General features: G+C 45.0%; 19 protein-coding genes. 17 read left to right on the forward strand and 2 right to left on the reverse strand.

The annotated features are described in order from the left end of the window. The first annotated feature begins 293 nt into the window (after nt 1-293). The 9 genes from B5D48_RS01815 (at nt 294) to B5D48_RS01860 (ending at nt 10,177) form a co-directional block, all read left to right on the forward strand. A complete protein-coding gene (locus B5D48_RS01815; protein WP_023938499.1) occupies nt 294-920 on the forward strand; it encodes a hypothetical protein in 627 nt (208 codons plus the stop codon). A gap of 472 nt (nt 921-1,392) precedes the next feature. Continuing rightward, a complete protein-coding gene (locus tag B5D48_RS01825) occupies nt 1,393-2,622 on the forward strand; it encodes a site-specific integrase (RefSeq protein ID WP_023938041.1) in 1,230 nt (409 codons plus the stop codon). Between the two features lie 123 nt (nt 2,623-2,745). Next, nucleotides 2,746-3,957: a site-specific integrase gene (locus tag B5D48_RS01830; RefSeq protein WP_042120402.1), complete on the forward strand. Its 1,212-nt coding sequence runs from the start codon at nt 2,746-2,748 to the stop codon at nt 3,955-3,957. Nucleotides 3,958-4,010: 53 nt separating this feature from the next. After that, a complete protein-coding gene (locus B5D48_RS01835; RefSeq protein WP_023938039.1) occupies nt 4,011-4,748 on the forward strand; it encodes an ABC transporter ATP-binding protein in 738 nt (245 codons plus the stop codon). Then, entirely contained in the window at nt 4,745-5,452 is a 708-nt protein-coding gene (locus B5D48_RS01840) for an ABC transporter ATP-binding protein (protein WP_023938038.1), read from the forward strand. Before B5D48_RS01835 ends, B5D48_RS01840 begins: the two co-directional genes overlap by 4 nt. Next, the gene (locus tag B5D48_RS01845) at nt 5,449-6,609 is read left to right on the forward strand and encodes an ABC transporter substrate-binding protein (RefSeq protein WP_023938037.1); all 1,161 of its coding nucleotides are present in this window, start codon (nt 5,449-5,451) and stop codon (nt 6,607-6,609) included. The genes B5D48_RS01840 and B5D48_RS01845 overlap by 4 nt, the downstream gene beginning before the upstream one ends. A 40-nt stretch (nt 6,610-6,649) precedes the next feature. Further along, nucleotides 6,650-8,056: an L-histidine N(alpha)-methyltransferase gene (locus B5D48_RS01850; protein WP_023938036.1), complete on the forward strand. Its 1,407-nt coding sequence runs from the start codon at nt 6,650-6,652 to the stop codon at nt 8,054-8,056. Between the two features lie 352 nt (nt 8,057-8,408). Next, nucleotides 8,409-9,275: a branched-chain amino acid ABC transporter permease gene (locus B5D48_RS01855; RefSeq protein ID WP_023938035.1), complete on the forward strand. Its 867-nt coding sequence runs from the start codon at nt 8,409-8,411 to the stop codon at nt 9,273-9,275. Continuing rightward, nucleotides 9,275-10,177 (forward strand): branched-chain amino acid ABC transporter permease, encoded by a 903-nt coding sequence (locus B5D48_RS01860; protein ID WP_023938034.1) that lies wholly within the window; start codon nt 9,275-9,277, stop codon nt 10,175-10,177. The genes B5D48_RS01855 and B5D48_RS01860 overlap by 1 nt, the downstream gene beginning before the upstream one ends. A gap of 35 nt (nt 10,178-10,212) precedes the next feature. Here B5D48_RS01860 and B5D48_RS01865 read toward each other — a convergent pair whose 3' ends face one another. Next, entirely contained in the window at nt 10,213-10,500 is a 288-nt protein-coding gene (locus tag B5D48_RS01865) for a helix-turn-helix domain-containing protein (RefSeq protein WP_023938033.1), read from the reverse strand. 2 nt (nt 10,501-10,502) lie between these two features. Then, nucleotides 10,503-10,781: a helix-turn-helix domain-containing protein gene (locus tag B5D48_RS01870; protein WP_042120401.1), complete on the reverse strand. Its 279-nt coding sequence runs from the start codon at nt 10,779-10,781 to the stop codon at nt 10,503-10,505. 692 nt (nt 10,782-11,473) lie between these two features. On the opposite strand from B5D48_RS01870, the gene B5D48_RS01875 reads away from it, so the two are divergent. The 8 genes from B5D48_RS01875 to hutH all read left to right on the forward strand — a co-directional run bounded on the left by B5D48_RS01875 (nt 11,474) and on the right by hutH (nt 19,312). After that, a complete protein-coding gene (locus B5D48_RS01875; protein ID WP_023938029.1) occupies nt 11,474-12,424 on the forward strand; it encodes a toprim domain-containing protein in 951 nt (316 codons plus the stop codon). A 3-nt stretch (nt 12,425-12,427) separates the two neighbouring features. Further along, the gene (locus tag B5D48_RS01880; protein WP_023938028.1) at nt 12,428-12,880 is read left to right on the forward strand and encodes a DUF3408 domain-containing protein; all 453 of its coding nucleotides are present in this window, start codon (nt 12,428-12,430) and stop codon (nt 12,878-12,880) included. A 231-nt stretch (nt 12,881-13,111) separates the two neighbouring features. Next, on the forward strand, nt 13,112-13,516 hold the full coding sequence (locus tag B5D48_RS01885) for a plasmid mobilization protein (protein ID WP_023938027.1): 405 nt from the start codon (nt 13,112-13,114) through the stop codon (nt 13,514-13,516). Further along, nucleotides 13,506-14,510, forward strand: coding sequence for a relaxase/mobilization nuclease domain-containing protein (locus B5D48_RS01890; RefSeq protein ID WP_023938026.1), 1,005 nt, complete (start codon nt 13,506-13,508; stop codon nt 14,508-14,510). Before B5D48_RS01885 ends, B5D48_RS01890 begins: the two co-directional genes overlap by 11 nt. Before the next feature lie 727 nt (nt 14,511-15,237). Next, complete coding sequence (locus B5D48_RS01900) at nt 15,238-15,459, forward strand: hypothetical protein (protein ID WP_036887382.1); 222 nt, start codon at nt 15,238-15,240, stop codon at nt 15,457-15,459. Nucleotides 15,460-15,884: 425 nt separating this feature from the next. Continuing rightward, complete coding sequence (gene hutI / locus B5D48_RS01905) at nt 15,885-17,150, forward strand: imidazolonepropionase (protein WP_036887384.1); 1,266 nt, start codon at nt 15,885-15,887, stop codon at nt 17,148-17,150. A 39-nt stretch (nt 17,151-17,189) separates the two neighbouring features. After that, on the forward strand, nt 17,190-17,813 hold the full coding sequence (locus B5D48_RS01910; RefSeq protein WP_023938021.1) for a cyclodeaminase/cyclohydrolase family protein: 624 nt from the start codon (nt 17,190-17,192) through the stop codon (nt 17,811-17,813). Between the two features lie 5 nt (nt 17,814-17,818). After that, nucleotides 17,819-19,312: a histidine ammonia-lyase gene (gene hutH, locus B5D48_RS01915; protein WP_023938020.1), complete on the forward strand. Its 1,494-nt coding sequence runs from the start codon at nt 17,819-17,821 to the stop codon at nt 19,310-19,312. Nucleotides 19,313-19,656: the final 344 nt, after the last annotated feature.

Here is a 19,656-nt window from a genome sequence, read left to right on the forward strand (position 1 = left end):
TCTATAATGCAATCTCCCCTTGATTACTGCATCCGGTTGTAACAAATCAATCCTTCTTATCGAACTCGAATGGCATAAATGAGCCCTTTGGGTAGGTTTCAAAACGGTAGTTATAACTTGCCATTTTGTTGACTTTGCAGAATGCGGTAACCTCGAAATTGGGATTGAGAGTGCAGAGAATATACTTGTCATATATGACCAGGCCCGAATGTCGAAAATAAGCAGCAAGAGCCGTGTTATGCAACAGTCTTATAAATACATATTTTCGCAGGTGATAGTGGCGAAGATGGGCGATGAAATGGCATTGGATTTTTAGTCTCTTACTTTACTTCCTCTCTCTAAACATGGCGGAGGCACGGATTGGAGGTTCGGGTGAAAAGGAAGCTGCGTTCGACTCCATTGGGATGAATAGGGTCGGACTCCGATTTTTTGGTTTGAGTTGGCATCCACATGGAGAGCGAGAGAATGCTTCTATCATGCCGTTGAGATTGGACAGGGATGCCTATTGGGTGCAAAACTTAGGTGCAATTATTTCTTACGAACGAATGCTTTGGGCAGACGTCCTCTCCTCCAAAGCAGCTATTGCTCTTTACTCCGACTGTGCAGCGCAGTTGGGCGGATTTGTTCATGTCGGCTTGCGGGGGCGTATCCTGAAACTGGGAAAGCATCAAGTTTGGGGAGGTATAGGTCCGACTTTGATTTTCAGGAAAAACTGGTTGAATATAGACGGATATAGAGATCAGAACTTATTCAAAGGAGTGTCCGGCGACAAGTTCCAGTACCTCTTTTTGTGGTATGCGGGAGAGTTCGACTACCGTTATTCTATTTCCTCTCATTGGGATGTGGTAGGGAGCTTCGTTCCCGGTTATCCAGACCTGATGAGTTTTTCCCTTGGGGTGAATTATAATTTTTCTCTTTGATACTTCTTTTGTATAAAACTGTCCCTTTAGAGAGCTGTTTCTTTGTGGAGGCTCCTTGTGGCCTGTTGGGGGGGCTTTTTTTTATTTGCAGGGGAGAGAGCAAAAATTCGTGCGCAAGAAAATATTTTTTCGTGCGCACTCCGATAAATTTTCTTGCGGAACTATTCGAGGAAAGGGCATTGGGGAGCCGATTGAGGGTAAGTGGATGAGAATGAGAGGGATTTTCGGAGTGTTGCGATGGTTTGCATTGGAGTGTAAAGAGCAGAAGATGTGGATTTATGCAGAAGTTCCGTTACCAAATCATTAGTCGATTCGTTGATTGGTAACGGTGAGGTAAAAGAAGGTAACCGAAGAGGGTTTCGTCGGTCTTGAACTTTTTCTCTTCTGCGGTGCTGATGCACTATGACACAATGTTTTGCGTAACAGAGAAGGCTTCGGTAACGGGTAACTTTGCCCATAAAAACAGAAGCGTATGCGAAGAGACAAATTCAAGGTGTTGCTCTACCTGAAAAAGAGCGGATTGGACAAGTCGGGGCAAGCTCCAATCATGGGGCGGATAACGTACGGGCGAACCATGGCGCAGTTCAGTTGCAAACTTTCATGCGAACCCGATTTGTGGAACGCTCGTGAGAGCAGATTGAACGGCAAGAGTCATGAGGCAGTGGTTACGAATGGCAAGTTGGATCGTTTGCTCCTTTCGGTGCATTCGGCTTATCGGAGACTTTGGGAACGAAGTACAGTATTTACGGCAACGGACATCAAGGAGCTGTTTCAGGGGAGTATGCAGAGTCAGACGACTTTCTTGGAACGATACGACCGCATGTTTGAAGAGATGGAGAAATTGGTCGGGGTGGAAATCAAAGCCTCTTCGCTGTATGCCTATCGCTCGACTCGAAAGCATTTGCAACACTTCATCCTTCATCAGTTCCACTCTTCGGACATCGCTTTCGGGCAGATTGGGGATGATTTCCTCTCGCAGTTGGAACATTATATCAAGGGCGTGTCGGGGCTGTCGCAAGGCGGTTACAGACGAATCGCTTTGTACTCCAAGAAGATTCTCCGCTTGGCGTATCAAGAGGGACTTATCGACCGCTTGTTGTTCGATGAAGTAGAAATAGAGCGAGGCGAGAACAGAGTGCCTCGTGCATTGGACAAGGTATCATTGGAGAAGTTGCGGGCTTTGACTTTCGATGCTCACGAATCGGCACTAGAGACAGCTCGAGATTTGTTTGTTTTCTCTTGTTTCACGGGCGTTGCCTATTGCGATATGGTTACCCTTGGTCGGGAGCATCTTTTTACGGATGATGAAGGGGCATGGTGGCTGAAGTTCCGCAGACAAAAGACTGACACACTTTGTCGTGTGAAGCTTCTGCCCGAAGCGGTGCGTTTGATAGAGCGGTATCAGTCAGAGGAACGAATCACGCTCTTTGAGCCCGTTGCCTATTCAGTTTACCTTGCTCAACTCAAGGCTTTGCAACTCCGAGCGGGCATCGCTGTTCCACTTTCGGCTCACGTCGGTCGCCACACTTTTGCCACACTCATAACGTTGGAACGAGGTGTCCCCATCGAAACCGTGAGCCGAATGTTGGGGCATGGTAGCATCAAAACCACGGAACGATATGCCCACGTCACCCCGAAGAAGCTCTTCGATGAGTTCGAGCGATTTCTCTCTTTCACCGAAGATTTACGACTCTCTTTGTGAGCTTCAAGAATATGCCCTGAAAAGCACCTAAGCTTTTCCGAGAAAGCAATAAAGCTTTTACCCGAAAGCTTAGAAGCTTTGGGAGACAACGTTATTACAATTCATACAGCACACGAAAAGATTATGCGCAGTACATTCAAAATCCTATTCTATATCAATAAGAATAAAGTCAAAACAGACGGTACGACAGGCATCCTTTGTCGCATCACCATCGACGGAGCAAACGTGGTGATGAGCACGGGCGAAAGTGTTGCTCCCCACGAGTGGAACCTGAAACGAGGAGAAACAACCGATAAGAAAACGAATCAACGCTTGCAAGCCTTTCGGGACGAAATCGAACAAGGGTACAACAACTTGCTCTATCGATATGGGGTGGTGAGTGCGGAACTGCTGAAAAATCATTTGCAGGGTGTGGGCAAAGCTCCGACAACACTTTTGGCAATGAGTCGGGCAGAAGTGCAACGACAAAGCGAGGAAGTTGAAAAATCCAAGAGCGAAAGCACCTATCGGCAGAATGGTTATTCGGATAGGCAGTTGAGAAACTTTGTGCGAAGTCGAGGTGAAGAGGATGTGCCTCTTACGGCAGTTACGATGGGTTTCTTCGACGATTATCGCTTCTATCTGAAGAGAGAGGATTATGCTCCTGCAACGATAAACAAACATCTGTGCTGGTTGAGCCGATTGATGTATCGAGCCGTCAGCCAAGGGACAATCCGTTTCAATCCGTTTGAGGGTGTGAAGTATGAGACAGTGGAGCGCAAACCTCGCTTCCTCTCCAAGGGCGATGTGGCGAAGCTCTTGGCTTTCCCATTGCAGGATGAAGGGGCAGAACTAAGCCGAAGAATGTTTCTTTTTGCAGTCTTTACAGGTTTGGCTTTTGCCGACTTGCAAAGCCTGCGAGTTTCACAAATAGAAACGAATAGCGATGGGAAACGATATGTCCGCAAGGCGAGACAGAAAACAGAAGTGGAAAGTCTGATACCATTGCACCCAATAGCAGAGCAGATACTTTTGCTCTACTTGAAAGAGGAAGACTGCAGCAATGACCACGAAGTATTTCCCGACACGATAACCAAAAGCCAACTTGTTGCCCACCTCAAAGCTATAGGCTTGGCTTGTGGCATACGCACTCCGCTGACTTGGCATATCGCAAGACATAGCTTTGGCACACTAACCTTGGAAGCTGGTATCCCAATGGAGAGCATCGCCAAAATGATGGGACACGCCTCCATCTCCAGCACGCAAATCTACGCTCAAATCACAGACCAAAAGATTGCAAGGGATATGAATAAGTTGATAGAAAAAGAATTCAAAACAAATTTTACTTTAAACTGAAAAATCAATGCAAAAGCAAATATAAATAACTAACTTCGTAGCGTTAATTCGATATGATTCTTCAGGTTAAGCATATTTCCAAAGCTTTTGGAGATAACCATGTCTTGGATGGAGCTTCTCTATCTCTTGAATTTGGACAAATCTCCGTGCTGATGGGAGCGAATGGATCGGGCAAAACGACTTTGTTTAATATCATCTCTGGATTTCTCAAGCCAGATGCAGGAGATGTATATTTGAATGATAAATTGATAAAGTCTCTCAGCCCGTACGAGATTGCTCGCATCGGACTATCTCGTACCTTTCAAGACATGCGGCTCATCAGCAAGCTAAGTGTCCGAGAGAATGTCCTACTTGCATTCTCGCAGCAGCGTGGCGAGGCTTGGTGGCGTGTGTTTTTTTCAAATAGAGAGGAAGAAAACAAGCTTATACAAAAGGCCAATGAGATTCTTAAAACTTGCTTTATTGAGGATGTCTCAGATAGTCTTGCTGGGCAAATTTCTTACGGGCAACAGAAGCTCCTCAATCTGGCTTGCTGTTTGGCGAGCGATGCGCCGATTTTGCTTCTAGACGAACCAGTGGCTGGGGTCAACCCCAAGTACCGAGACTTGCTAGCTCAAGTTATTCTCGGTCTGCGTAATTCAGGTAAAGCACTGCTTATTATTGAACACAATCGAGACTTCATTGAGCTCGTGGCTGATAAGATTCTATTCCTCAATGGAGGGAGAATCTCGGAGTATGCGAGCTATAAAGCTTTTAGAGAGAATGAAATCGTCCAAAATGCCTACGTATGAGTACACTCCTAGATATTCGCCATATTAACTCGGGCTACGGGCAGAAGCAAGTCCTCCACGACATATCGCTACAGATCGGGGAGGGTGAGATCGTGCTATTGGTGGGCTCCAATGGCTCGGGGAAGAGTACACTCTTCAAGGTTATCTATGGTTTGCTAGAAGCTTGGTCGGGCGAAATATCCTTTGAGGGGGCCTCGCTTCAGTCACCACAGCTACATACGCCAGCCTCTCGATTGATTGGCAGAGGACTGATGTATATTCCTCAAAAGGGCGAACTGTATGAGGATATGAGCGTTAGAGATAATCTATACTGCTCCCTCCTGCACCTCGGGTGCAAATCCGAGATCGACAGCCGTATGGAGGAAGTTCTAGAGCAAATGCCACTCCTCAAGAAACGATCGAAACAAACAGCAGGACGGCTAAGTGGCGGCGAACGTAAAATGCTAAGCCTAGGGATGGTCATGGCCAATAAGCCTCGTCTCTTGCTCTACGATGAGCCACTTGCGGGGCTTAGCGAAGACAATACAGAGCAGGTACTCGACTATATCCAAAAACTCAAAGCACAGGGAACGAGTATCGTCCTCATTGAGCACCGCATTCGAGAACTCATGGGGCACGTCGATAGAGTCCTCGGGCTTAGGCTCGGTAGGCTATACACTGGAGATTTAAACACATTAGATAACATCAAACAATTCATCGTATGAACAAGAATAGAAAAACACTATTAGGGCTCATCCTTGTAGCTCTCGTTGTAGTAGCAGGCTACTTTGTTTGGAGAAATAGCCAAGAAAAAAACTCAGAAGAGAAAGAGATCGTCAAGATTGGGGTGATAATGCCCCAAACAGGATTTCTTTCTAGTCCTGGCAACAATGTAATTAAGGGGATTAATCTTTATTTTGAAGAGTTTCAGAAAGAACATCCAGATAAACAAATAGAGCTAATTTTTGAAGACTCTAAGTCAGATCCTAAAATTGGAGTTAATGCTATTAACAAACTCATAGAAATAGATGGAGCCAAACTTATTATTGGAGATATAGGAAGTCCTATTTTGCTTGCAATGGCTCCCATTGCGGAGAAAAATCGGGTTGTGTTAATTTCACCAGGGGCATCCAATCCTAAAGTTAGGGATGCTGGAGACTATGTCTTTAGAATATATACGTCAGATGAATTTGATGGGAGAGTTATGGCTAACTACTTGATAAGTAGAAAAAAAGTAGAAAGTGTTGCTTTGTTGCACTTTAATAATGATTATGGTATAGGACTTAGCAAATCTTTTGAAGAATCATACAGCGCGCAAGGAGGACAAATTTCTTTGGCGTATTCATTTGAAGACTCAAGAGTTGATTTCCGTGAAATTATTTTGAGAGTAAAGAGACAGGCAATAAGAGATTTATATTTTATTGGTAGTCCCAAACAGAATGCCAGCTTTCTTAAACAGCTGAAAGAACTAGATTGTACTTCTAACGTTTATGGAGTACTGAGTTTTGAAGACTCCGAATTTTTGAATATTGCCCGTAACTCATTTGATTCTGTAATTTATACTACTCCTTATTTTGATTTAAACGATGGACGGGAAATTGTTGAAAACTTTAAAAAGTCTTTTGCCGAGAAATATAGAGAAGTTCCAGATTTGCAATCAGCTCTTGGTTATGATGTCTCAAGTATTATTGCCCAAGCACTTGTAAATGGGCATTTTGAAGAGAATAACGTGAAAGATGAACTTTATAAAATTCAAGACTTTTTAGGGGTTACAGGAAGAATAAGCTTTGATCAAGCGGGAGATGTAAAAAAAGACATTCTGATTAAAGAGGTATATGGGACTGGAGAAACGCGCATTCTAGAAGTATTGAGTGTCGACTAAACAAGATATGCTAGGATTTTAATCAATTACAAACACTAATATGGATACTCGAAGATTCAAATCGGCTTCTAATCATGGTATAGAGTTTGGGGGGGGGAGAACCACATCATTTCATCAATCACTTCCTCATAATGGCATCTTAGAGCAATTATATACCATTCTTGTGTTATCATCATCCGAAGAAGTCAATATCTTAAATGACCTTGCAAAGAAAAAGGAGGTCTATTATGACGATAGTATGGTTGAAGAATTATTTAGAAAAGCTGAATCCTCGTCTTCTGTGGCAAATACGATGTACCTAAAGAATAAATATTTGTATATAACTACGAGGGGTGTAATGAATTATTTGAGACTGTATGAAGAACAGAGTAAAGGGGTTAATCAGGAATACTATAACTTTGAGGTTAGTCAGGTTAGAGAAAGGATTAGATTTATACTGTCGGAAAATCCTGAAGATAAGTTAAGTATAATATCTCTTGGGGCAGCAAACTCAGATAAAGAGTGTAGGATATTTAGAGATTTAGAAGCAGAAAATAGGAGTAGAATCCAATATATCCCTGTAGATATAAGTAACTATCTTGTTCATTTAGGGATAATGAATATTTCATCTCAAAAGGAAACACAAAATGTTAAAACTCAAGCAATAATATCTGACTTCTGGGCTTTATCCAAATATATTAAAGGGAAACAGGATGGAATAAAGAATGAATTGTTTGGAAAAGGTCGGAGGTTATTTCTCCTCTTAGGTGGAACATTTGGAAATTATCCAGAAGGAGAGCTACTAAATGTTATTGAGAGCTTTATGGAAGTCCAAGATGAGCTTATTATAAGCGTGAAGTTAGCACAAATAGCCCAACCTGTTAGCAAAGAATATGAAGATTTGCCAGGAGACTCTGAATTTCTTTTAGAGCCGTTAACCTACATACCTTTTTTTTATGGCTATGCTAGATATAAAAGAGATTTATTAATAAAAAGTGGAGGGGATACCATTTTGAAGGATAATGATCCTCAAAAAAAATATGTATCAGTCATCCCTAAATCCATTTGTTATGCTCCCTATATAAAGGTGAGAACTCAAAATAATTGTTCCGTTGATATGCGGTTAGCGTGGAGTACTCGATACATCCTAGAGGAAACAAAAGAATGGATCAGAAAATATATAAGTGAAGATGAAGATTACATTTTTACGAGTACAAATGAGAGAATTTCTGAACATAAGGATGATTACGCTCTCTTCTTCCTAAAAAAGGAATATTACGATTATGGACCGACGTTAAGGGCTCTAATGCAAAAGTATTATAGAGAGATTTATGAAGGTCATACTACACAATTAGAAAATATCTTTTCTTCTCCAGAGAGGTCCGGCTATTTATATAAAAAACTATCTAAAAAGGAGATATCTGGGTATAAAGTCATATCACGTTATATAAATAATCTTGTAAAATAAAGATGGATGTTAAATTACTAAAAACTTTTTTAGAAGTCTTTTGGGTTTCCTTGATTTCCCTCTTTTCGGGGCATTTGTCTCAGTTATCTATAAACTTTAAAAATCCTATTGATTATCCTGAGTTAATAAAAGTCTTGTGTTTAGTATCCGCCATAGTCTTACTTACTAGATTCCGAATAGTCTACCATATGATTTTTGAACGGGCGGATAGGAGAAGAATTGAGGATGAAATATCCCAAAACAAGGTATTAGACATCAATAAATACTTTTCGGAAGAATGGGAAAACTCTAATCCTTCTAGACGAAGGTGGTGGGTATTAGGTATAGTTCTTTTATTTATATACATACTAGATTGGAACTATTTATTATCATTGATACACTCTGGCTCATATTAATAGCACTCTCATTTAGAGGTCTCTACTACATACTCAGCTTCTTCCACATTGCCCATGCAGTGTCTCTGACTCTGGCGGCGTATATGGTTTATACGGCGAGTGTGTTGTGGGGGGGATCGCTTTGGTTGGCTGTGCCACTGGCTATTGCGGTGGTCGTTTTGCTGATGCTGGGGATTAACCAGTGGGTGTATCGTCCGCTGAAACGACATGGTCTTGAGAGCTGGCAGATGATGATCGCTTCGCTGGGGCTGTACGTGGTGCTGCAGAATGTGATCTCCATGATTTGGGGGGATAGTACGCTGAGCTTTAGGACGTGGGAGATCAAGGTCGGGCACGAATTTATGGGAGCCTACATAACCGATGTGCAGATCATCACAATCATGAGTTCGGTTATCTTACTATTTCTGAGCCACCTCTTCATGCAGCGCACGAGTATTGGGCGTCAGATTAAGGCTGTGGCCTCCAATCCTGAGCTCAGTCGCGTTCTAGGGATTTCTGAGACCAAGGCCATAGCCTGGAGCGTGGGGATTGGCACGGGGCTGGCTGCCTGTGCTGGGATTTTGATTGCGGCCGACATAGATATGACCCCGACGATGGGTTTCAACTGGTTGCTTTATGGTGTGGTAGCTATGATCATTGGGGGGATGGGGCGGATGCGCTACCTCCTTCTTGGAGCTCTCCTGCTGGCCACAGCGCAGCATCTATCGGCCTACTACATCGATAGCAAATGGATGAACGCCACGGCCTATATCATCTTGATTGTATTCCTCTACTTCCGCCCATACGGCTTTAGTGGCAAGCAACTCAAAAAAGCAGAGATCTAATGGAGTATTTGCTACATCTGTTTGTGCTAATCTGTATCTACACTATTTTGGCACAGTCGCTTAGTCTAGTAGCAGGATATAGCGGTCAGGTATCTCTGGCGCATGCGGGCTTCTATGGTTTGGGAGCTTATACGACCGCTCTGATGTCGATACACTGGGAGACACCTGCGATGCTGAATATCCCTGTGGCTATGCTGCTCTCGGGAGGCTTAGCTTGGGTTGTGGCTCGTGTGGCGGCCAAGACGGTCGATGACTACTACATCATCATCACTTTGGGCATTCAGGTTGTGATCTACTCAATCATGAATAACTGGCAGAGCGTAACCCATGGCCCCTTGGGGATACCTGGTATCCCAGCTTTCGCCATAGTGCCAGGTGTGGAGCTGGAGAGTAAATTCGCCTATTGCCTCCTTGGTATGACCTTGGCGGGTTTGGTGTGGGGCGTGCTACATCGGCTGATGCATTCGCCCTTTGGTCGGGTGCTCATTGCCCTCAGCGAAGACGAAGTCTACACGAAGAGCTTGGGCAAAGATGTAGCAGGAGCCAAGACCGTTTCTTTTGTGATCAGCGGGATGCTGGCCTCTATCGCAGGTGTCCTCTATGCACACTACATCAGCTACATTGATCCGAGTAGCTTCACGGTGGATGAGTCTATTTTTATTCTCAGTATTGTGATTATCGGTGGCATGAGAAATTTGCTGCACATCTTTTGTGCAGCGGCTTTCTTGGTTTTACTACCCGAAGCACTTCGCTTTGTCGGAATGCCCTCGTCCATCGCAGCTAATATGCGGCAGATCTTCTATGGGTTAGCATTGATTCTGGTTTTCTACCGTATGAGAAGCACAAATCAAAAGCTCTCCATAAATATGGAAGTACAAAGAGATATCGAAAATAAAGGGTAGGTTTTTTTTATGTATGACTTATATCTGTAAATATGCTACCGTTGATATCTTTCGGACAATATCTTTTCTAAATTGGAAAGTCTGTAGAGTATTTTCCCTGCAATTTGGGTGTAGGGGATAACACCCCTGTCTCGATAGTCCTGCAAGGTGCGGGGACTGATAAAAAGGCGTTCGCAGACTTTTCGCCCTGTGAGGTAGATTTCTCCTCCGAAAAGCGGACGATGTGTCTCAGCAATCTCTTTCAGCCGCTTTGTCATCTCCCTGATGCCCGAAATGAGTTCTTTCATTTCGGGCGTTTCTCTGTTTACAATCTCGTGTTCCATGGTTACTGTTTCTTGTGGTTAGACTTTGTGAGGAGTGCTTCCACATCCTCACGTTTGTAGTAGCACTTATGCCCAATTTGGATAAAGGGCAATACGGAAGTATCCCGATAGTGCTGGAGCGTCCGTTTGCTGATATTCAGGATGCGACAGACATCCCCGTTGTGCAACAAGTCGGGGAGTTCGGGCTTCGTGCCGAAATGTTCTCTCATGCAAAGAGCCAGTTCTTCGATGCTCTTTTTCAGTTCCTCCCAAGCGGAGGTATCAATGGCGGTAAATCTCATATTGGAATGCTGTTTTTGTTACTCTGTTTTTGTCTTTTGATGCAAATGTAGGAAGCCTCTCCATTCGTTCTTTCAGTCAGGGATAACCGAGGAAACAGAGGGAACTCGCAGGCAAATATAGAGGCACATACCTACACAGAAAAGGCTTTCGGTTAAGTGCGTACTTGTGGCTTCGATAAGGTATGAAATGGCTTCCTATCCGATAAAAAAACGCAACTTGTTTCTCTTCCGATGCAAAAGGGTGCAGAAGTATGAAACCCGATGCTGTCGCTTGAGAGCAGTCTCTCTTTGTTCGATTCTTTTTTGAGGTGTTTTTGTCCTGATTTCCGCTCTATTTCCTTCTCTTTTTCGGAGCATTGTATAGCACCCGAAAGCAACAAACTCGCAAAGCTTGTCTTCTCATTCTCGGCTCTCTAACTTGGTTTCAGCATCCGTTTTCGGGTGAAAGTTCAAAATCAAGAAAAAAGAGGCAATGGGAACAATGAAAGGAAAAAGCCATCGGCAACAAAACGAAAACAGTTCACTCTTCTTCTTTCACTGTAAGAATATATATACAGTGAAAGGGAAAAGTGGAGAAATCTCTTTTTGTTCACCGAAGGGCAAACAGACTCACCCCTCCCGACCTCCGTGAGAGCACGCTTTTTCTCCTTTCACCGTTCTCCTCCTCTCTCATCATTTCATTCTATCGATTTATGAAACCAAGATATTACGACATTCAAACCATCAAACAGCAGCCTATATCGGCTTACCTGAAATCCTGCGGTATTGCTCCTGCCAAAGAATACACGCACTATGCCCTTTATCATGCCCCCTATCGAAATGACCACAATGCCAGCCTGAAAGTGGACTTTCGGCAAAACCTCTGGCACGACTACGGAATAGGTAAAGGCGGAAGCATCATCGACCTTGTGATGTTGATGAGAGGATGCAGTGCTTACGAAGCCATGGCGCTTCTTGCCGATGAAGAGTTGTTTGACCAACAAAAGCGTGCCCCTTCCGCCTTTCATCGTTCAATACCTTCCCAAGCAAGTAATTCTCCATCAAATACAAGGCACATCCTCTCCATCGGTGAAGAGCTGCCCTCGCATTTGAAAAACTATCTCCAAGGGGTACGCAAGATAGACCTTGCCGTGGCAAGCCCTTATCTCCGCCATATTCGTTACACCATCGGAGGACGAGAGTACGCTGCTATCGGCTTTCCCAATCGTTCGGGAGGTTATGAGCTTCGAGATAATAGAAATTTCAAAGGGAGTATCGCTCCGAAAGATATTTCTCTGATTAACGGAGAATCCGATGGAGCACTTTGTCTTTTCGAAGGCTTTATCGACTTCCTCTCCCTTCTCACGATGAAAGGAAAAGAAATCGCTCCTTGTCTTATCCTGAACTCGGTAAGCAATCTGCACAAAGCCGTGTCTTACCTCCAAGAAGCAAAAATCTTCTCGGTCAAAGCCTTCTTCGACAACGATGAAGCAGGGCGACAAGCTGTTCGTGCACTTCGTGCCACAGGCATAGAGGTGGAGGATATGAGCAGGTGTCTCTACCCACATCATAAAGACCTCAATGAGTATCACGTAGCCCAAAGTAAGCAACAACAAGAAGTACAACAAGTAAAGCCTGCCATTGCAAAACGTAGAATCAGATAAGCCATGAAAGAAGGATTTGATTTATCCCATTATCTGAACGTAGGGAAAGGAAACCAAGAGAAACAGTCGGAGCAATCCCAACCATCCGAGTTCACCAAGCTCTCTTCGACATCTGAGCAAACACTGCCTTCCGAGTCTCTGAATGAAGAGAAGGACAACCTGAAAGCAGAGCAATCCGAACAAGAGAAGGAACAAGTGACACCAAGCATTCAAAGACGTATCAGCCAGAAGCAACGTAAAGAGAACTTGGAAAACTATCGGGAATCCTTTCTCGTTCCCCACAAAATCATCGACCGAAAGGCAACCTATCTCAGTCGCTCCACCTGGGAACGCTTGGAGTTCGTTGTCCGTCGATTGGGAGATTATGGTGCCAATGTTTCAAGTTTCTTGGAGTGCATTGCTCTCCAACACTTGGAAGAGTACGGAGACGACATAGAACACTGGCGCAAACTCTAATCTCGGTATTCCGAGCCATCAGTAATGGAGTTGCTAATCGGCATTCTCAGAAGGGGGAAGAAGGGAGTGGTGAAAGCCAATCGTATCAGACGCAAAGGGTATTCATCGGTAGTAGTGCAAGACGTCAGTTTGTAGCCACAAACTGCTCTTGCCTCCTCACTCGTTGGTTCGGGAGGGGAGCCGTAATCACTTCGTTCTCATCGGCTGGGATGCCTTAATAAGCAAGTTAAGATGAAACCAAAAACAGATAAAGAGAGAAGAAACAAGGGAAATAATAAGACCCGCATTCTTCGGATACGTTGTTCTGAAGAGGAACAACGAAAGATACAAAAGCGTGCAGAGCAATCGGGAAAGAAACTATCCGAATTCTCTCGTGAGATGCTCCTGACGGGAGAGGTCATTGCCATCCCGAAGTTGGAGGCAAACGAACAGGAAGCTGTTCGAATTTTGCAACGCATCTCCCATTTCTTCACCCATATTTCTAACCTGATTAAGACGAAGGATGCCTCTTGGGCAGTGATGACCAAGAATCTTTCGCTCGTCTCATTGGAGGCTTTTAAGCGGTTTTATAATCCTCGCCATCGAGTTGTAGACGAGGTGTATGACATCTTAAAGATAGAGCGCAATGATCGCTAAGTGCAAAGCCATAGCACATGGTAAGGTAGCCTTGGAGTATATTTTCAGGGAGGCAAAACTCAAGAACAGGCTCTTATTTCAAGAGCTTTGTTCAGATAAGCCAAGAGGAATATACGAAGAGATGTGTTTGTTGAGTGATTACAATAGCCGTTGTCGAAATAAGTTCTTGAGAATTGAAATCGGCATTGCTCCTGCAGATGAAGCAAAGATGAACGCTGTGAAGCTCCGACATCTGGTGTCTGAATTTATACAAGCCATGGGGTTGGAAAAGCATCAAGCCGTTGCCGTTACGCACAAGGATACGGACAATCTGCACATTCATATCATCGCCAATCGAATCAGTATGGATAGAGTTGTCTATGATACGACCTTTGTGAGTAACAAGGCAGCACGAGTGGCGGAAGAGTTGAGTCGCAAGCACGGTCTAATCATTGCCAATGAGATACGAGCAGAGAAACGGTATCAAAAGCCGAGAGCCCATCAAACACGGGAGACGAGTAAGGAGAAATTGCGCACAATGGCTTACGGACTGTTGGGAAAGTATGCAAATGGCGGACTGAATGGCTACGCTTCCTTTCGATATGAATTGAGACGACAAGGAGTAACCGTTGAACAGATGATGAACAAGAAAGGGGGAATCTATGGTCTGAAATTTCTTTTTGAGGGGCAGACTTTCAAGGCTTCGGAGATAGGACGAGAGTTCGGATACAACTCACTGTTGAAACAATTCGGACTCTCCTATGCCACTCCCTATCACTCTTCAGTTCCGATTTATCAGCCGAAAGAAGTTGTACAGGAAGAAAAGCTACAACCAGTACCAAGCCTTGAACCAAGCCTTGTTGAAAGCGTGGTGGATGTTGCAGAAGGGATTGCATCAGGAATTGGCAGCGTGTTGGACTTCCAAGTTCATGGAGAGGATTATGCTGAGACTGACTTTCAGCGAAGACTGCGTCACGAAGCCAACAAGAGAAAGAAACGGGGACGAAGGATGTAGAAACAGACACTTCCTTTCCCGAAAAGAAAATCATGACGGAACGCTCACTTTCTCACGCAAAAGAGTATCTTTGCTGAAGATAAAGTGAGCGTTCTTTGTTAGTACAAACACGAGCAACCAAAAGCATCTCACTCATTTCCAAATCGTTACCTGCCTACTACTCTCTTGTCGGTAACACCCTATTCTTCAACAAGATAGTTCCATCTTAAATTTTCGGCACGGAAGAAAATATTTTTTCGTGCGGAAGAAAATATTTTTTCGTGCGGAGAGAATTTTGGCCCTCTCAGAATGCCGATGAATAGGGCTTTTTGGGAAGGTCTCAAAAAACGGCTTTTTTCATCTTCTTTGGATCTTGACCAAACTGGAAAATTTAGCAGGCAAATTAGAGGTTTTTATGATCGAAAAACCTTGAAAAGTACCAATGTATTGAGCTATCTTGGGCTCTCATTCTTTATTAATTGTATCTTTGTTCACCGGGGTGTCCCAAAGAATGAAACTTAGAGCCTTTGAGTCGATTGGTTGGTAAAAAACATAAACAGGAAAGCGAAGGACATATACGAGAATGTGAAGCTGGAGGCAGATCGTTCAGTCTCTCCACGCAAAGGGATCGAAAAACGGTTTTGTATGGGGGTGCAACAGGATGCCCGAAGAGTTCCTGCAAGGAGTAATGAGGCCTTTCGTGGTGTTGTTTGCAGAGAATAGAGAATAAAGAATAAAGAGCTTGGTGATGAAGTTGGAGAAAAAGCAGCAGGGTGCTGGTCTTAAAAAAGAAGAATGGAGTCTTGGAAAGATCCTGATAGCTATTGTCGTAGGTCTTTTTGCCTATTTGATGATTACTGATGGTTTGGATATTGCTAGAGATATAAAATCCGGCAAGACTCCCGATTTTTTAGTGGATGTGCGAGACGGTATTGTCGATGGGTATTACGGCAATCCGCCAAGGTATTGACCAATACGCTCGACTGGGCAAGGTTATATCGACGAGGTATGGAGTAACGGAAACAGAGAAAGTCGAATACCTCTGATTGGGTGTAAACTTTAGGAACTATGGGAGAGAGGCTGCTGCTTTGAGTGCCGGAATATGCACCCTTTGGCGATTTTGTAGGAGGCGTATGCCGGTCACCTATTTAGACTTATCTTTGTGGATACTTTGAAGTGGCCGTTGCACCACATACTCTCGCCGTGTTGCTTCTGATTTTGTTTGCACGCATCGGGGTATGTATTTTGGGTTCTCGATTCTCGGCCCCTTAATCTTGGGGCCTTTCTTTTCAAGTGTTGAGATCCGACTGTTTCTTGCAATGTCTCTATCAAAGTGGTAAGTCACAGGTGGCGATAGCCTTGTATGTGGCAAAAGCAAACAATATCTCACTTGATATGAGCAAGAATTTATTTGTCAAAAACATCGCTCAGTTGGTTACCTGCTCGGGTAGGGAGGCCAAGAGAGGAGCCGAAGCGATGAACGATATCGGCCTGATAGAAGGCCCCGCAGCTGTAGTGATACGAGAGGGGAAAATTGCCTATGCTGGACTTATGGACGGTGTAGACCCTGAACTGACGAAAGGCTGTGATGTCTATGATGCAGCAGGCTGTTGTGTGTTGCCTGGTTTTGTAGACAGCCATACGCATCTGGTTTTCGGCGGATTTCGCGAAGACGAGTTTCAGTGGCGTCTGCGTGGTGACAGCTATATGAGCATCATGGAGCGCGGAGGGGGGATCAACAACACGATGAAAGCCACCCGAGGCGAATCGAAGGAGCAGCTCAAAGAGTCGGCCCGTGCGCATTTGGACGCAATGCTGGCACAAGGTGTCACTACCGTGGAGGCCAAGAGTGGCTATGGTATGGAGCTGGAGGCCGAGTTGAAGCAGCTGGAAGTCGTAGCAGAGTTGCAGCAGGAGCATCCGATGACGATTTTTCCAACCTATATGGGAGCACACAGTACACCTCCCGAATATGCTGGTCGTGAGGATGAATTCATCGATTATCTCAACAGAGAAGTACTTCCGGCTGTGATGAAGCAGGGCATTGCCCGCTGTTGTGATATTTTTACGGAAAAGGGAGTCTTTGACCACGCCCAGACCCGTCGCTATCTGGCGGCAGCCAAGGAGGCTGGCCTGAAGTTGAAGATGCATGCCGATGAGATCGTTTCTTTCGCCGGTGCTGAGTTGGCTGCCGAGCTGGGTTGTCTCTCTGCCGACCACCTTTTGCAGATCTCCGATAAGGGGATAGAGGCTTTGGCCAATTCACAGACCGTTGCAACTCTTTTGCCGGCTACTGCTTTCAGCCTCAAAGAGCCTTTTGCTCCGGGGCGTAAGATGATCGACAACGGCTGTGCTGTAGCTCTTGCCAGTGACCTTAATCCGGGTTCATGCTTTAGCTGTTCCATGCCACTTTTGATAGCTTTGGCGACGATCTACATGAATATGACGGTGGAAGAAGCTATTACAGCCCTTACAATCAATGGGGCAGCTGCGCTTGGCTTGGCCGATCAGACGGGTAGTATAGACGAGGGCAAACCCGGAGATTTGTGTATCATTCGTTATCCCTCATATAAGTTCCTTTCCTATCACTTTGCTATGAATTTGGTTCGAGCAACGGTGAAAGATGGTCATGTATATGCTTGGCCGAGGACGGAGCTGTGAAATAGTAATACCACAAACTAAATACAATATCAATTACTTATGCTTACAGATCTAACTGTAAAGGGTTTTCTGGCCGAAACAGCCGGACAGGAACCGGTGCCCGGAGGTGGCAGTATTTCTGCTCTCAATGGTTCTATTGCTGCTGCGCTTGCCGAAATGGTAGCCAATCTGACTATCGGTAAGAAAAAATATGCCGAGGTAGAGGAGCAAATGAAGCGTATTGCCGGCGAAGCTGCCGCTATCCAGAAAGAATTGGTGCTGGATATTGATCGTGACAGCGATGCCTACAATTTGGTATTCGATGCATTCAAGATGCCGAAGGATACGGATGAAGAAAAGGCTGCTCGCTCGGCCAAGATCCAAGAGACAACGAAGATTGCAGCCAGTGTGCCTATGGAAGTGGCTCGTCGCACTTACTCTTTGTTGGACAATATCGAGCAGGTGGTACGTCATGGCAACCAAAATGCCATCACGGATGGCTGTGTAGCTATGATGTGCGCTCGCACAGCTATCTATGGTGCCTTGTTCAATGTGCGAATCAATCTTGGATCTATCAAGGATCAGGAGTTTGTTTCTCAGCTGCAGGCAGAGGCTGACCACATTGAGGCGGATACAACCAAGCGCGAAGCTGCTATCATCGAATACACCAAAACCCAGCTTTGATCATTATGGCTAAGAAAATATACGAAGTAGGGGCTCAAGATCTTACTCTTGACTTCTTAGAGGAGTTTCTCCACGGAGACTTCGAGTTGCGTTTGTCCGATGCTGCTGTAAAGAGAATTGAGCATTGCCGCAACTATCTCGATAATAAAGTAAAGGAGAGCGACCGACCTCTTTATGGGATTACGACTGGTTTCGGTTCGCTTTGCAATCGATCAATCAGTGCAGACGAATTGACCCGTTTGCAGGAAAATCTGGTTAAGAGTCACTCTTGCAGCTGTGGCAATGAGGTAAATCCGGACATTGTGCGCCTGATGCTTTTGCTCAAGGCTCATGCTCTGTCTATCGGCAACAGTGGTGTGCAGGTAGTGACTGTGCAGCGCATTCTTGATTTCTTGAATGCCGGAGCTTTGCCTGTTGTCTATGATCGTGGTTCTCTCGGTGCCTCCGGAGACTTGGCCCCTTTGGCCAACCTTTTCCTTCCCCTGATCGGAGAGGGAGAGATGAACTACAAGGGAAGCAAACGCCCCTCATGCGAAGTACTTGCAGAGCTGAAACTCGATACTGTGACACTGAAGAGCAAAGAAGGATTGGCCTTGCTCAACGGTACACAGTTTATGAGTTCACATGGCGTTTATGCCTTGCTCAAGGCTCGCCGCTTGATGAATATAGCCGACTATATGGGAGCTTTGTCTTTGGATGCTTTCGACGGATTGGTAGCTCCTTTCGACGACAGACTTCATACTATTCGCCCACACAAGGGGCAGCTCACTGTAGCTCGTCATATGCGTGAATTGCTGGAGGGCAGCGAACAGGTGGCCAAACCCAAGAAGCAAGTGCAAGATCCCTATAGCTTCCGTTGTATTCCGCAGGTGCACGGAGCCAGCCGCGATGCTATCGACTATGTCAGCTCGGTGGTTGTGACGGAGATCAACAGCGTGACCGATAATCCCACAGTATTCCCCGATGATGACATGGTGGTATCTGGGGGTAACTTCCATGGTCAGCCTTTGGCGTTGGTTTATGACTTCTTGGCCATCGCTTTGGCTGAGTTGGGTAATATCTCTGAGCGTCGTGTAGCTCAGCTGATATTGGGCTTGAGAGATTTGCCCGAGTTCCTCGTAGCTAATCCCGGTCTGAATAGTGGCTTTATGATCCCGCAGTACGCTGCGGCTGCTATGGTAAGCCAAAACAAGATGTATTGCCACTCTGCCGCCAGTGATAGTATTGTATCAAGCAACGGGCAGGAAGACCATGTCTCCATGGGTGCGAATGCTGCTACTAAGCTCATCCCACTGATTGAGAACATAGAGCGCATCTTTGGTATTGAGTTGCTTAACGCAGCTCAGGCTTTCGAGTTTAGAAGACCGACACGCACATCTCCCAAATTGGAGGCTATGTTGGCTGCCTTGCGTATCAACGTCCCCAGAGTAGAGGATGATGTCGTGATGTATAGACAAATACAGCTGGCTACGGACTTTATCCGGACTTACGCTTTCTGATAAGAGGAGGATCGGATCCCTCTTTGAGACAAACAATGGACTGCCCTGTCGATAGACGAGGTGGTCCATTGTCGTATTCGCTCATTCGAAACCATGGCATAGCCTCCTGTTGCTTCGTTTCGTAGACGTTGGTTTCGATACTGTTGCATGACGCAGCACTCGCTGCCTTATTATCGACATTCGGGCCTGGTCATATATGACAAGTATATTCTCTGCACTCTCAATCCCAATTTCGAGATTACCGTATTCTGCAAAGTCAACAAAATGGTAAGTAAAACTTGTCATTTTGAGACCCGCTCAAAAGGGTTTGTTTCGACAGTTAGCCTCGAGTAAAGCCTCTATCT

The organism is Porphyromonas crevioricanis, from assembly GCF_900167225.1.
GTDB classification, from domain to species: domain Bacteria; phylum Bacteroidota; class Bacteroidia; order Bacteroidales; family Porphyromonadaceae; genus Porphyromonas; species Porphyromonas crevioricanis.